Source organism: Streptomyces sp. NPDC043427, from assembly GCF_056436655.1.
In genome coordinates this window covers 395,456-409,837 of record NZ_JBWKCC010000002.1, presented here as the reverse complement: position 1 = coordinate 409,837, position 14,382 = coordinate 395,456, and the positions used below count along the sequence as shown (strand labels likewise).

Here is a 14,382-nt window from a genome sequence, read left to right as displayed (position 1 = left end):
TCCCCTACAGGGTCAGCCACTTCGGGCTGAGGGCGATCTCCCGGAGCTGCTTCATGGAGAGGGCCGGGGTCGGGCGGGTCGCGTCCGTGTTCTGCGTACGGGCGTTGAAGGCGCTGATCACCACACGCCGACCGTCCGGCCGCATGGTGTCGACGGTCCACATCACGACACCCGACCCGCCCTTCTCACCCGGCCCCTGCCGCTCCATGACCTTGTTGCCATCGGGCAGCGTCTCGGACCCCTCCCCGTAGAGCTGGTCGGCGACGTCCCGCATGTCGGCCTGCACGTTGATCTGGACGAAGCTCTGCCCCTTGCCGTCCTCGACGACGACATAGGCGTACTCGCCATCGTCACCGCTGTGCTCGACCAGCGTGAGCCCCTTGGGGAGCAGCCCGAGGAGCGTCTTCGACACCGCCTTGCCGCTCGGCTCTCCGGCGGGAGGGCTCGGCTCCGCGCTCGGCTTGCGAGGGTCCTCCGGAAGGGCGTCCACGACCTCGCGCCATACCTTGGCACTCGCGATGCCCTTCAACTGGGCTGCCGAAAGCGGCGGTTCCGCCCGAGTGATCGCGGCGTCCTTCTCGGCCGAGGCGTTCCACTCACTGACGTACACCAACTGCCCGGTCTTCGTCAGCAGTTGTGCCGTCCACAGCTTCGTGTCGACGCGCCGGTCCGGATACTCGTACCGCTTGACGATCTTGAGTACGGACCCGTCGGAGAGCCGCGACACATCACAACTGTCGTATCCCGACAGGAGCTTGTCCTGGCAGCGGGCCACCTCCCGGGCCTGGGTGCCGCCCGGCTCCACCTGGTTGAAGCTCACGGAGACGGCCGCGGCGCCCTTGCCGTCGTCGTAGACGACCTGCGCGTACGGCGGCAGCGGGGCCTCCTCGTGCGTGCCGCGCGCCTGCGGACTGCTGAACTTCCCCTTCGGCAGCAGCTTCTCGAGCATCTGGACGAGCTCGTCGCCGGAGACGGGCCCTCGGGCGGACGTGGCCGCGTGCTTGCCCGTGGGCGGGGCGGCGACGCTGCCGGTCTGGAGGCCGGGCGTACCGTCCCACGGCACGAGCAGCGCCCCGCCGACGACGACGAGCGTGAAGCCGGCCGCCCCACCCGCGACGGCGGCGGCCCGCCGCCGCATCCGCAGCCGCCGCCCACGGGCCTGACCGGCGTCGGCGAGCGAGATCCGGTCGGCGTCGAAGGTGCCGCCGGTGTCGTGCAGGGCGGCGGAGAGCTGGTCCTCGAAGGGGCTGTTGTCGGGGTCGCTGTGCTGGTTTACGGACATGGCGGAACCACCGTTTCCGGAAGATGGGTGTGAGAAAAGTGGATGCGACAGAAGACGGGGTGGTCAGGGTCTGGCGTACTCGCCGATGTCCTCGCCGAGCAGCTCCCGCAGCCGGCCGAGGGCCCGCACGCACCGCGTCCGCACGGCCGCAGAGCTGGCGTTCATCGCGTCGGCCGTCTCCTCTATGGAACGGTCCTCCCAGTACCGCAGCACGACCACGGCCCGGTCCTTGGCGGGCAGCCGCGCGAGGGCCTGGAGCAGCGTCAGCCGCAGCGAGGCGTCACGGTCGACCCCGGCCCGCTCCGGCAGCACGTCGGTGGCCCGCTCTTTGCTGCTACGGCGCCGCTGGTGGGCGAGGAAGGTCCGGGTGAGGACGGTCTGCGCGTACCCCGCCGGATTCCCGACGCGACTCACCCGCCCCCACCGCACGTACAGCCGCCCCAGCGTCTCCTGCACCAGGTCCTCGGCGAGGTACGTGTCGCCGGCCGTCAACAGGCAAGCGGACCGGTACAGATGCCCGGCCCGCGCCGCCGCGAACTCCGCGTACTCGTCCGCGCGGGCCTGCCTCATACGTGTTCCCCCTGTCGAAGTGGTCGTCCGGACCGTCGTCCTCACCTCATTGATGCGGTGGGGGAGGAGAAATGTTTCACAGGGGGTGCAAGGTTTTTTGAGAGGGGGAGGGGGAGGGGCAGGTCGGGTCCGGCTGACGCCCGGCGGGTAAGTTCCCGTACACACGCACGCGAGCGACCGGGGGCCGATCACCAATGACTCATCCGCCATACGGCCACCAGCCCCCACCCCCTCCGGGCTTCGGCCCCCCGCCCCCGCAGTACGCCTACCCGGCACCCCAGCCGACGGCCCCCTCCGGCCCGGAGTTCCTGGCAGTCGACCGCCACAACTCCATCGTCGTCGACCCTTCCGGCGTCGCCTTCGAAGACCACGACATCACCGCCGAGTTCCCCTGGCACGAGATCCGCAGCGTCCACTTCAAGGCCGGCCCCAACGGCAAGGCCCTTATGATGGCCGTCGTCCACGTGGACGGCAGGTTCTACGAATGCGTGGTCACCGCGAAGCCCAGGGAGCAACTCGGGCAGTGGTTCGCTCAGCTGGCGGCGGTGCTGGGGTATTACCGGCCGATGGGGTAGGCGCGGGTACGGAAGGCCTACCGAAAGGGGATGTTGAGCCAGGGACTGCCGGGGTCGGTCATTCTCAGGGTCCTGCAGTCGAAGACCCGGTCCGGTTCCGGAGCCGGCAGCATTCCCGCGGTGAACACCGCCCATACCGCACTGCCGGTCCGCAGATCGCGCTCGAAGACGGGGAATGTCTTGTCCGGCTCGTTGTCGGTCCTGTCCCGCCGGATCTGGAAGTACAGCCTGTTCTGCGCGAGCGTCTGGAAGTAAGCCCCCCAGTCGTCCCGGGATCTGGCCTCGAACAGCGCCTGCTCGATCTCCGTGGGAGGCGTCCAGACAGGCGGGTTGGCCGGCCCGGGACTGGCCGGTGGCGGACCGAATGACATGCGGATTTCTATCCTTCACATAGGCACGTGTCTGCAGTTGTGGCTCCCCCGACAACGTTACGCGTCGACCTTCGGGGATCACCTTCCGCGTTGCGTTCCGCAACGCGCCGATGTGATGATTCCGGACATGGCTGATCAGGGGGGCGGCGGCCCGGAGGAGCGCGGGCGCAGGTCGCGGCTGGACGACTACGCGGAGATGACCGAGCCGGTTGTCGCGGACGGCAACTCCGCACCCGCCGGCAGCACATCGCCCGCGCCCGCCCCCGCACCGGAGCCCCCCGAGCAGCCCTCGGTCACCACCGCCCAATCCCCGGCCGCCGCGGAAGACATCGCCCGCGCCCGCCGCGAGTTCGCCGCACTCCTCGGCGAGTTCCGCCGTACGCCCGTACTCGTACCGGTCGACGAGGACGAGGCCCCTCTGGTCGGGGACTACGGAGGCATCCGCTGGATCTACGCCTTCTCCGACGAGTCGGCGCTGGCCCGGTTCGCGATCGCGAGGGGCGAAGGCGAGAGGGAGTGGGAGTACCGGCGGGTGCTGGGGGCGCGGCTGCTGGACGCCGGTGTCCCCGCGACAGGGGTTCCGACCGGCGTGGCGTTGGATGTGGGCAGCGACGGGGACGGCGTGCTGTTCCCACCCGTTACGGGGATCGTGCCGGACGCGGCGGCAGTGGACGCGGAGGCGGCTGATGGGGAGGAGTCACGGTGAGCGGTGAAAAGGGCAGCGGCGGCAAGGACCTCCAGGCGGTCGGCCTGGAATCCATCGCCCAGGGCATCACGATGACCCTCTCCGAGCTGAAGGAGCTGGGCATCGACAGCATGGCCGGTTCCGGCCGTGGCTTCGAGCAGTTGGCCCTCTCCGGCCTGGAGTTGGGGCACGAAGGCCTGACCTCCACGTTCAAGTCCTTCTGCGAGCGCTGGGAGTGGGGTGTGCGCGACCTCGTGATCGAGGGCAACCTCTTCGCGCAGAACGTCGGGCTGTCGGCGGGCACGATGTACGAGACGGACCAGTACGTCGAGGGCGCCCTGAAGATCGGCGCCAACTCCCTGGTGGGCAACCCGTATGCCACCGAGGACGAGGTCACGCAGATGGGCTGGCGCCAGATCGCCGGCACCGGCATGGACTCCATGAGGAACCCGGACTACAGCGAGGAGTCCTTCGAGCAGGCGTGGGAGAACAGCAAGCAGGGCTGGAAGGACGCGGGCCGCGATGTGATGACCTCGCAGGCGATGACCGGCCCCATCCCCAGCCCGCTGAACGTCCAGCAGGCCACGGGCGTGAGTGACGAGCAGTACGAGACGTTCCTGGACGCGACCTTCGGTCCCTCCGCCGAAGAGCGGGCCCAGCAGCCGCCGCCGCAGCAGCACTTCCAGGAGCGGCAAGGCGAGGAAACGGGCTGATGGGCTTCGGCGATCTCGTCAACGGCGGTCTGGACAAGCTTGAGGATGGTTGGGACGCCGGCAAGAAGCTTGTCGGTGAGGGCATCGACAAGGGCACCGACCTCATCGGCGCGGGTCTGGAGAAGGTCGGGGCGGATGACTGGGCCGACAAGGTCGAGGACTTCGGCGACGAGCTGGCCTCGGACCTCGGTGCGACTCCGGGTGAGCAGCAGCTCGGCCAGAGTGACCAGGCGAACGAGCTGATCCACGGCAACCCCGGCACCATCCGCGCCTCGGCGTCGCATCTGAAGGATTTCCGCAAGGCGTTCGACAAGGTCGGCGACGGGATGCGGACGCTGGATTCCTCGCACTGGAAGGGTGAGGCCGCCGACACCTTCCGCGAGAAGTTCACGATGCATCCCACGAAGTGGCTGCACGCCGCGGACGCCTGTGACAAGGCGGCCAAGGCGCTGGAGGACTTCGCGGACACGGTGAAGTGGGCGCAGGGTCAGGCGCAGGACGCCATCGACCTGTACAAGAAGGGCAGGAAGGCCTCGGACGACGCGGTGTCGTCGTACAACAAGCGGGTCGATGCCTACAACGCCAAGGTGAAGGCGAACGAGGACCCGGGTCCGCGCCCGGAGCCGTTCAAGGATCCCGGCACCGCGGACATCAAGCGGGCTCACGAGATCCTGGCCGAGGCCCGCCGTCAGCGCAACGACGCCGGCCGCACCGCCGCCACGTCCGTGCAGGCCGCTCTCGCCCACGCGCCGGCCGAACCGCCGGCGCTGGACCGCCTCCGTGCGAACGCCGAGGACGGCTACGTGGCGGTCAACACGGAGATCCTGCATGTCGCCGGTGGTGTGGTGAAGGGCGGCGCGGGCCTGATCAACTTCGCCCGCGGCCTGAACCCCCTGGACGGCTACAACATCACCCACCCGGCCCAGTACCTGCAGAACGTGAGCATGACGCTCTCGGGCCTGGTCTCCACCGCCGCTCACCCCGAGCGTGCGGTGAAGTCGATGTGGGAGGGCTTCAAGAAGGACCCGTCCGAGGGCATCGGCCGTCTCATCCCGGAACTGATCGGCACCAAGGGGCTCGGGCTGGCCCGGGGCGGGCTGCGGACCGCGGTCAAGGAAGGGATGGAGGAGGCCGCCGAGCAGGGGGCCCGCAAGAGCGCGAAGGACGCCGCGCAGCACTCCCGGACCGGTGAAGCCGTGGAGAGCAAGGGCACCGACCCGATCGACCTCGCCACGGGCAAGATGTACCTGCCGCAGACGGACGTCACCCTCCCCGGCGTACTGCCCCTGCAGTTGACCCGGCGGGTGGAGTCCGGCTACCACCTGGGCAGATGGTTCGGCCCGTCCTGGTCCTCCACGCTCGACCAGCGCCTGGAGATCGACGCGGAGGGTGTCGTCCTCGTAACCGAGGACGGCCTGCTCCTTTCCTACCCGCACCCGGCGCCGGGCCTGCCCACTCTTCCCTCCCACGGCCCGCGCTGGCCGCTGGACCGCGAGGATGGCGGCTACACGGTCACCGACCCGCAAACGCACCGTGTCTGGCACTTCGCCGACCGCGGCGACGACCTTGCGGTCCTGGAACAGATCGACGACCGCAACGGCAACTGGATCACCTTCGAGTACGACGCCGAGGGCACCCCGCTCGCCGTGACCTCCAGCGGCGGCTACCACGTCCGCGTGACCACGGAGTCGGGCCGCGTCACGGCCCTCCACCTCGCGGCCACGGGCGAGGAACTGAAGCGCTACGCCTACACGGACGGCAACCTGACCGAGGTCATCAACTCCTCCGGCCTCCCACTCCGCTTCACCTACGACGAGTCCGGCCGCGTCACCTCCTGGACGGACACCAACGAGCACGCGTACACGTACGCGTACGACGACCAGGACCGTTGCATCGCCCAGGGCGGCACGGACGGGCACATGAGCCTCCGGCTGTCCTACGGCGAGAGAGACCCGGAAACCGGGCTGCGGACCACGACGGCGGTCAACGGCGAGGGCGCCGTACGCCAGTACCACGTCAACGATCTCCACCAGATCGTCGCCATCGTGGATCCGGCAGGCCACACCCGGCGCTTCACCCGTGACCGGTTCAACCGCCTGCTGTCCGAGACGGACGCCGTCGGTCGTACTACTTCCCTCCGGTACGACCCTCAGGGGAACGTGACAGAGGTCATCCGTCCGGACGGACGGCGAACGACGTTCTCCTACGACGACCGTGGGCTGCTCACACGCATGGTGCGCCCGGACGGAGGCTCGCTCCGCCAGGAGTTCGACGCCATCGGCAACCGGACATCGGTCACCGACTCAGCCGGCGGCAGGCAGACCTTCACATACGACGAGCGCGGGCATCTCCGCGCAGTGCGCGACCAGTACGACAGGTTGACCGAAATCCGCTGCGACGCGGCCGGTCTGCCCGTCGAGGTCCGCGATCACGCCGGCAACACCATGCGGTACGGGCGGGACGCCCTCGGTCGTGTCACGGCCATCACGGACCCCTTCGGTGCGACCGGTGAGGTGGAATGGTCCGTCGAGGGCCATGTCACCCGCCGACGGAACCCGGACGGGACCGAGGAATCGTGGACGTACGACGGTGAGGGAAACTGCCTCACACACACGGACAGGGTCGGCGGAGTCACCCGTTTCGAGTACGCCCAGTTCGACCTGCTGACGGCGCGCGTTGAACCAGACGGCTCTCGTTACGAGTTCGCGTACGACAACGAACTGCGCCTGACCCGGGTGACCAATCCCCTCGGGCAGACGTGGACCTACGAGTACGACGCGGTCGGCCGGCTCATCACCGAAACCGACTTCGGCGGACGCGTCATCCGGTGCTCGTACAACGCGGCCGGTGAGTTGATCTCCCGCACGAACGCCCTCGGTCAGGTCGTCTCCTTCGAGCACAACGACCTCGGTCAGGTTGTTCGCAAGAGCGTCGACGGTGAGGTGATGACGTACACCTACGACTTCACCGACCAGATCGCCCAGGCCGCCAATGCCCATACGAACCTGACTCTCCTCCGCGACCGGCATGGGCGCCTGGTCTCCGAGCGGATCGACGACAGGGAAGTGGCTTACCGCTACGACGAGTTCGGCAGGCTGACGGGACGCAGGACGCCGGCGGGCGCCGAGAGCGTCTGGGAATTCGATTCCGTGGGACAGCCTCGCCGGCTTACGGCGGACGGTCATGACATCACGCTGGAGTACGACCGGATCGGCCGCGAAGTCGGTCGCCGCTTCGGTGAGTCCCTGAGTGTGTCCCGGTCGTTCGATGCCATGAATCAACTGATCTCCCAAGCAGTGGATCACACCCGCGGGCGTATTCAGTCGAGGACGTACGAATATCGCGCGGACGGCAGCCTGACCAAGGTCCATGACCAACTGGACGGCGTTCGGCAGTACGAACTGGACCTGGCGGGAAGGACGACGAGGGTCAGCGGAGAGGGATGGGAGGAGTCCTACTCCTACGACCCGCTCGGCAACCAGGTGGCGGCCGGTTGGCCGGCCCGTCCGTTCGGAGACGACGGTTGCGGCGAACGCGCCTACCAGGGCGCCGACCTCGTGCGTGCCGGCCGGATCCGCTACGAGCACGACGCGGCCGGACGTGTCGTACTCCGCCAGAAGACCCGGCTGTCCCGCAAGCCGGACACCTGGCGGTACAGCTGGGACGCGGAGGACCGGCTCACCCAGGTCGTCACTCCCGACGGCACGGTGTGGCGGTACCAGTACGACGCCCTCGGCAGACGCACCGGCAAGCAGCGCATCGCCGAGAACGGCGTCGACGTACTGGAGCAGGTGGACTTCACCTGGGACGGTGTCTCGCTGTGCGAGCAGACGACCAGGTGGGGCGAGTCGAGCGACTCGGTGACCCTGACGTGGCATCTCCACGGCGCCGAAGCGGTCGCCCAGAGCGAGCGCCGGACCATGGCCGCGGCCTCGCAGGAAGAGATCGACGCCCGCTTCTTCGCCATCGTCTCCGACCTGTCGGGATCTCCCTGCGAACTGATCGACGAGTCGGGAGAAATCGCCTGGCGCTCCCGCGCCACAAACTGGGGAAAACTGTCCTGGCCGGTCCGAAGCCACGCCTACACACCGCTCCGTTTCCCGGGCCAGTATTTCGACACCGAGACGGGCCTGAACTACAACTACCTCAGGTACTACGACCCCGAAGTCGCCCAGTACATCAGCCAGGACCCCCTCGGCCTGGCACCGGAGGCCAACCCTGTCGGGTATGTGGACCGGCCTTCTGTTTCCTGCGACCCGCTCGGGCTTGCTCCACAGAAGTCACCGGTCCCGCCGAAGCCGTACGAGACACCGAATCTTGCCGACTGGGCAAAGCACTTCAATCCCGAGGGAGGGATGAGCAACTGTACCTACGTCGGTGAAGCGCTTGATCGGTACCTTGGCGGCGAGGGACTGAAACCGGTGCCAGGAGACATGGGGGGATACCAGTCCCTTGATCGACTGCAGCATGCGTATGGAAGAACCTTCAACGATACCAGTTTCTGGAACATGGTTGACCACATCCGAAACTCCGGAGACGGCGCTCGCGGCCTGGTTGCCGCACTGCCTAAGGAAGGAGCAGGCCATGTTTTCAACATCGTGAACCAGCAGGGTCGGGTACTCTTCCTCGACGCGCAGACAGGTTTTGTCGATCCTATGGCCTTCAATTCATTCAAACTTATGAGGACGAACTGATGTACACGCTGGAGCAAGCAGAGCGACTGGCAGCGGATTTCCTCCGTCGGGAGTCTGCCGGATCGGATCTCGAGGCTGTCCTGGTTGACAAGGACGGCTGCAAGGCAGAAAAGGGCGACTTCTTCTACTTCATCTATAACTCTGCCAAATATCTCGCTACCGGAGACAGCAAGTATGCCCTTTATGGTGCGCCTGCCCTCGCGGTGCACAAGGCAACCGGCGAGTGTCGATGGGTCGGTAATCAGGAATTCTCGGAAGTAGACCCTTTCGATCGCCGGAAGTGACAGCTGGCCATGCGCGGTAGCGCTGCCCCTTTCGCGGCGAGGCCATCCTGTGCTCCACGAGGTAACCAATTTGATGAGGGGGGGACTGATGTACACGCAGGAGCAAGCAGAGCAGTTGGCTGCAGATTTCCTCCGGCGGGAATCTGCTGGTTGGGACAACGAGGTCGCTCTGTTCGAAGAGGACCGTCATAGGGCGGCGAAAGGCGATTTCTTCTACTTCGGCTTCCAGTCTGTCAAGTACTTGTCGACCAGGGATGACAAGTACATGCTTTATGGGCCTACCTGTATCGAGGTGCACAACGTCACCGGCGAGTGCCGATATGCCAGTGCGCAGGACCTGCAGGCGGCTGGTGACCCGTACAACTGGTGGCACTGACCTCCAGGCGGTCGGCTCTGAGACCATCGCAGGGCATCACACTCGTGCCCAACAGCCGCCGCAGCAGCAGTATCTGCAAGAGCGACAGCAGGGTGGGGAGAGCGGCTGATGGGCTTCGGTGACTTCGTCAACGGGGGTCTGGACAAGCTCGAGGACGGCTGGGACGCCGGGAAGAAACTTGTCGGTGAGGGCATCGACAAGGGCACCGACCTCATCGGCGCGGGTCTGGAGAAGGTCGGGGCGGATGACTGGGCCGACAAGGTCGAGGACTTCGGCGACGAGCTGGCCTCGGACCTGGGCGCGACGCCGGGTGAGCAGCAGCTCGGTCAGAGCGACCAGGCGAATGAGCTGATCCATGGCAATCCGGGCACGATCCGTGCGTCGGCGTCGCATCTGAAGGATTTCCGCAAGGCGTTCGACAAGGTCGGCGAGGGGATGCGGACGCTGGATTCCTCGCATTGGAAGGGTGAGGCTGCCGACACCTTCCGTGAGAAGTTCACGATGCATCCCACGAAGTGGCTGCACGCTGCGGACGCTTGTGACAAGGCGGCGAAGGCGTTGGAGGACTTCGCGGACACGGTGAAGTGGGCGCAGGGTCAGGCGCAGGACGCCATCGACCTGTACAAGAAGGGGAAGAAGGCGTCGGACGACGCGGTGTCGTCGTACAACAAGCGGGTCGATGCCTACAACGCGAAGGTGAAGGCGAACGAGGATCCGGGTCCGCGTCCGGAGCCGTTCAAGGACCCCGGCACCGCGGACATCAAGCGGGCTCACGAGATCCTGGCCGAGGCGCGCCGTCAGCGCAACGACGCCGGCCGCACCGCCGCGACTTCCGTGCAGGCCGCCCTGGCGCACGCCCCCGCCGAACCGCCCGCCCTGGACCGCCTCCGTGCAAACGCGGAGGACGGCTACGTGGCGGTCAACACCGAGATCCTGCATGTCGCGGGTGGTGTGGTGAAGGGCGGCGCGGGTCTGATCAACTTCGCCCGCGGTTTGAACCCGCTCGACGGCTACAACATCACCCACCCCGCCCAGTACCTGCAGAACGTCAGCATGACGCTCTCGGGCCTCGTCTCCACGGCGGCACATCCGGAGCGCGCGCTGAAGTCTGCGTGGGAGGGCTTCAAGAAGGACCCGTCCGAGGGCATCGGCCGCCTGATCCCTGAGCTGATCGGCACCAAGGGGCTGGGCCTTGCGCGGGGCGGGCTGCGGACCGCCGTCAAGGAAGGGATGGAGGAGGCCGCGGAGTCGGGCGCCCGCCGGACCGCGAAGGAAGGCGTCGAGGACTCGGCCTCGGCCCGGGACAAGGTTTCGGACGGGCCCGAGAAGGTGTCCCGAGAGGGCAAAGCCGTGGAGAGCAAGGGCTCGGACCCGATCGATTTCGCCACCGGCAAGATGTACCTGCCGCAGACCGACGTCATCCTCTCCGGCACTCTGCCCCTCGTCATCAAACGACGCGTGGAGTCGGGCTACCACTTGGGCAGATGGTTCGGCCCGTCCTGGTCCTCCACCCTCGACCAGCGCCTCGAGATCGATTCCGAGGGAGTCGTCTTCGTCACGGAAGACGGCCTCCTCCTTGCCTACCCGCATCCGGCCCCCGGCCTCCCCACCCTCCCCTCCCACGGCCCCCGTCGCCCCCTGGCCCGCGAGGACGGTGGCTACACGATCACCGATCCGGTCACCCACCGCGTCTGGCATTTCGCCGAGCGCTCCGACCGCCTTGCGGTCCTGGAGCAGATCGACGACCGCAACGGCAACTGGATCACCTTCGAGTACAACGCCGACGGCACCCCACTCGCCGTGACCTCCAGCGGCGGCTACCACGTCCGCGTGACCACGAAGACGGGCCGCGTCACGGCCCTGCACCTGGCCGCCTCGGGTGAGGAGCTGAAGCGCTACGCCTACACGGACGGCAACCTGACCGAGGTCATCAACTCTTCCGGCCTCCCCCTGCGCTTCACGTACGACGAATCGGGTCGCGTCACCTCTTGGACCGACACCAACGACCGCAGTTATGTCTACGAATACGACGACGAGGACCGCTGCATCGCCGAGTCCGGCTCGGCCGGCCACATGAGCCTTCGCGTCTCGTACGACGACACCGACCCGGACACCGGCCTCAAGGTCACCACGACCACGACCGGCGAGGGCCACACACGCCGCTTCCTGATCAACGACGCCTGTCAGGTCGTGGCCGACGTGGACCCGCTGGGGGCGGTGACGCACTACACCCGCGATCGCTACAACCGCCTGCTGTCCCGGACGGACCCCCTGGGCCACACCACCACGTTCCGGTACGACGACGCAGGCAACCCCCTGGCCCTCGTCCGCCCTGACGGCCGAGAGACGAGAGCCGAGTACAACGAACTCGGCCTGCCGGTGAAGGTGGTGAACCTGGACGGCACGGTCGTCCGCCAGACGTACGACGACCGCGGCAACCGCACGTCGGTAACCGCCCCGTCAGGCCGGACCACGCACTTCACCCACAACGAGGCGGGCCATGTCACGTCGGTGACCGACCCGCTGGGTCACACGACCACGATCGTCTCCGACCGTGCGGGCCTCCCCCTGGAAATCACGGACCCCGTCGGAGCGACCACCCGCTACGAACGCGACGCCTTCGGCCGCCCGGTCTCCATCACGGACCCGACAGGTGCGACAACCCGCCTGGAGTGGACGGTGGAGGGCCACCTCGCCCGCCGTACCGCCCCCGACGGCACAACCGAGACATGGACGTACGACGGCGAGGGCAACTGCACCACCCACACCGACCCGATGGGCGGCATCTCCCGCTTCGAGTACACCCACTTCGACCTGCTGACCGCCCGCACGGGCCCGGACGGCGTCCGCTACGAGTTCGACCACGACCTGGAACTGCGGCTGACGAAGGTCACCAACCCGCAGGGACTGACCTGGACATACGAGTACGACGCGGCCGGACGCCTCGTCACGGAGACGGACTTCGACGACCGCAGGCTCATGTATGCGTATGACCGGGCCGACCGCCTGACCGCACGGACGAACGGCCTCGGCGAGGTGACACGGTTCGAGCGCAACGAGCTGGGCCAGGTGATCCGCAAGGACGTGGCGGGTCGGGTCACGACCTTCACGTACGACATGACGGACCAGCTGGCGGAGGCGATCGGCCCTGACGACACACGTCTGAGGCTCCTACGCGACCGCCTCGGCCGCCTGCGCTCGGAGACGGTCGACGGCCGTACGCTGACGTACGCCTACGACGAACTGGGCCGCCGCACGGGCCGTACGACCCCGACCGGCGCGACGACGACATGGTCGTACGACGCCGCGGGCCGCCGCACCGGCATGGTGGTGTCCGGCCGCCCCATCGACATCACGTACGACCCGGCAGGCCGCGAACTGACCCGCCGCATCGGCGAAACGGTCACCCTGGAGCACAGCTTCGACCAACTGGGCCGCCTGAAGACTCAGTCGGTGACGGGCGTCAACGACCGTGCGGTGCAACACCGCGCCTACACCTACCGCGCCGACGGCAACCTGATCGGCATCGACGACCACCTCTCCGGCTCCCGCCGCTTCGACCTGGATGCCACGGGCCGCGTGACCGCGGTGCACGCGGCGAACTGGTCGGAGACGTACGCGTACGACGAGGCCGGTAACCAGGCGACCGCACACTGGCCGTCCTCACACCCGGGCGCGGACGCCACCGGCCCCCGCGAGTACGTCGGCACGCGCATCACCCGAGCCGGCAACGTCCGCTACGCACACGACGAGCTGGGCCGCATCACCCTTCGCCAGAAGGCCCGCCTGTCTCGCAAGCCGGACACCTGGCGCTACGAGTGGGACGCGGAGGACCGCCTCACCTCGGTGACGACCCCGGACGGGACCCGCTGGCGCTACACCTACGATCCGCTGGGCCGCCGTACGGCGAAACTCCGGCTGGCGGAGGACGGCGAAACGGTCGTCGAACGAGTCAACTTCACTTGGGATGGCACGACCCTGTGCGAACAGACGACAACGTCCCCTGCGCTGCCCCGTCCTGTCACGCTCACCTGGGACCATAACGGCCTGCGCCCTGTAGCTCAGACGGAGCGCATCACCGCCGCCGACGCGCCGCAGAAGGAGATCGACTCTCGCTTCTTCTCCATCGTCACCGATCTTGTCGGCACCCCGACCGAACTGCTGGACGAGCGGGGAGATCTGGCCTGGCGGACCCGAAGCACCCTATGGGGCACCACCACCTGGGCCACGAACAGCACCACCTACACACCCCTCCGTTTCCCGGGCCAGTACTACGACCCGGAAACCGGCCTCCACTACAACTACTTCCGCCACTACGACCCCGAAACCGCTCGGTACCTCACTTCTGACCCTCTTGGGCTCGAACCAGCACCCAACCCCACCGCATATGTCCACAACCCGCACACCTGGTTCGATCCGCTTGGGTTGAAATGTACAGCTCCGGAAGGATACAGCTCACAACCTGCTTTCACGAACGATCACTATCATCCTGAAGAAGTCAGGCGGCGCATCGAGGACATGCGCGATCTTTACGGCATAAAGGATCCTCCTGTGGGAGGGATGATCGGGGCGAATGGAACGCAGGTAACGAGTAAGACTATGTGGAATCACGGGCCTTACCGGATCGATGTCGAGAACCCGAACCCCGGGCAGCGTCCCGGGCAGCTGCACTTCCAGGACCAGAGTAACCCCACTGCAAAATATCAATACAATTTCGACAATGGGAACTTCGATGGGCTGCCGCGCTCCGTCGAAAAAGAGGTCAGTAAGATTCCCGGTTTTCAAGCGGGGATTCAAAAGGGTCTAAAGGTGCTAGGGGAAGGCTGACCATG

At 67.1% G+C, this 14,382-nt stretch carries 10 protein-coding genes; 7 read left to right on the top strand and 3 right to left on the bottom strand.

The features are described from left to right. Positions 1 to 4: 4 nt before the first annotated feature. Both AC067M_RS05765 and AC067M_RS05760 read right to left on the bottom strand, forming a co-directional pair. Positions 5 to 1,282, bottom strand: a complete 1,278-nt coding sequence (locus AC067M_RS05765) for a hypothetical protein (RefSeq protein ID WP_478695700.1) — start codon at positions 1,280 to 1,282, stop codon at positions 5 to 7. Positions 1,283 to 1,345: 63 nt separating this feature from the next. Then, positions 1,346 to 1,852 carry a SigE family RNA polymerase sigma factor gene (locus AC067M_RS05760; RefSeq protein ID WP_478695699.1) on the bottom strand — a complete coding sequence of 169 codons (507 nt, stop codon included), beginning with the start codon at positions 1,850 to 1,852 and terminating at the stop codon, positions 1,346 to 1,348. Between the two features lie 194 nt (positions 1,853 to 2,046). Here AC067M_RS05760 and AC067M_RS05755 point away from each other — a divergent pair, with 194 nt between their 5' ends. Further along, positions 2,047 to 2,427, top strand: a complete 381-nt coding sequence (locus AC067M_RS05755; protein WP_478695698.1) for a hypothetical protein — start codon at positions 2,047 to 2,049, stop codon at positions 2,425 to 2,427. A 17-nt stretch (positions 2,428 to 2,444) separates the two neighbouring features. Here the strand turns inward: AC067M_RS05755 and AC067M_RS05750 are convergent, their stop codons facing one another. After that, entirely contained in the window at positions 2,445 to 2,798 is a 354-nt protein-coding gene (locus AC067M_RS05750; protein ID WP_478695697.1) for a hypothetical protein, read from the bottom strand. Between the two features lie 127 nt (positions 2,799 to 2,925). Between AC067M_RS05750 and AC067M_RS05745 the strand changes: the two genes are divergently transcribed. The 6 genes from AC067M_RS05745 to AC067M_RS05720 all read left to right on the top strand — a co-directional run bounded on the left by AC067M_RS05745 (position 2,926) and on the right by AC067M_RS05720 (position 14,377). Beyond that, on the top strand, positions 2,926 to 3,504 hold the full coding sequence (locus tag AC067M_RS05745) for a hypothetical protein (RefSeq protein ID WP_478695696.1): 579 nt from the start codon (positions 2,926 to 2,928) through the stop codon (positions 3,502 to 3,504). After that, complete coding sequence (locus tag AC067M_RS05740; RefSeq protein ID WP_478695695.1) at positions 3,501 to 4,196, top strand: hypothetical protein; 696 nt, start codon at positions 3,501 to 3,503, stop codon at positions 4,194 to 4,196. Before AC067M_RS05745 ends, AC067M_RS05740 begins: the two co-directional genes overlap by 4 nt. Beyond that, on the top strand, positions 4,196 to 8,890 hold the full coding sequence (locus AC067M_RS05735; protein WP_478695694.1) for a putative T7SS-secreted protein: 4,695 nt from the start codon (positions 4,196 to 4,198) through the stop codon (positions 8,888 to 8,890). The genes AC067M_RS05740 and AC067M_RS05735 overlap by 1 nt, the downstream gene beginning before the upstream one ends. After that, on the top strand, positions 8,890 to 9,174 hold the full coding sequence (locus AC067M_RS05730) for a hypothetical protein (RefSeq protein ID WP_478695693.1): 285 nt from the start codon (positions 8,890 to 8,892) through the stop codon (positions 9,172 to 9,174). Before AC067M_RS05735 ends, AC067M_RS05730 begins: the two co-directional genes overlap by 1 nt. Positions 9,175 to 9,262: 88 nt before the next feature. Beyond that, positions 9,263 to 9,550 carry a hypothetical protein gene (locus AC067M_RS05725; RefSeq protein WP_478695692.1) on the top strand — a complete coding sequence of 96 codons (288 nt, stop codon included), beginning with the start codon at positions 9,263 to 9,265 and terminating at the stop codon, positions 9,548 to 9,550. Positions 9,551 to 9,658: 108 nt separating this feature from the next. After that, on the top strand, positions 9,659 to 14,377 hold the full coding sequence (locus tag AC067M_RS05720; RefSeq protein ID WP_478695691.1) for a putative T7SS-secreted protein: 4,719 nt from the start codon (positions 9,659 to 9,661) through the stop codon (positions 14,375 to 14,377). Positions 14,378 to 14,382: the final 5 nt, after the last annotated feature.

What these genes read in the sequence shown, in the direction of transcription:
- AC067M_RS05720 (WP_478695691.1), top strand. Translation starts at nt 9,659, where the DNA reads ATGGGCTTCGGTGACTTCGTCAACGGGGGTCTGGACAAGCTCGAGGAC.
- AC067M_RS05725 (WP_478695692.1), top strand. Translation starts at nt 9,263, where the DNA reads ATGTACACGCAGGAGCAAGCAGAGCAGTTGGCTGCAGATTTCCTCCGG.
- AC067M_RS05735 (WP_478695694.1), top strand. Translation starts at nt 4,196, where the DNA reads ATGGGCTTCGGCGATCTCGTCAACGGCGGTCTGGACAAGCTTGAGGAT.
- AC067M_RS05730 (WP_478695693.1), top strand. Translation starts at nt 8,890, where the DNA reads ATGTACACGCTGGAGCAAGCAGAGCGACTGGCAGCGGATTTCCTCCGT.
- AC067M_RS05750 (WP_478695697.1), bottom strand. Translation starts at nt 2,798, where the DNA reads ATGTCATTCGGTCCGCCACCGGCCAGTCCCGGGCCGGCCAACCCGCCT.
- AC067M_RS05760 (WP_478695699.1), bottom strand. Translation starts at nt 1,852, where the DNA reads ATGAGGCAGGCCCGCGCGGACGAGTACGCGGAGTTCGCGGCGGCGCGG.
- AC067M_RS05765 (WP_478695700.1), bottom strand. Translation starts at nt 1,282, where the DNA reads ATGTCCGTAAACCAGCACAGCGACCCCGACAACAGCCCCTTCGAGGAC.
- AC067M_RS05745 (WP_478695696.1), top strand. Translation starts at nt 2,926, where the DNA reads ATGGCTGATCAGGGGGGCGGCGGCCCGGAGGAGCGCGGGCGCAGGTCG.
- AC067M_RS05755 (WP_478695698.1), top strand. Translation starts at nt 2,047, where the DNA reads ATGACTCATCCGCCATACGGCCACCAGCCCCCACCCCCTCCGGGCTTC.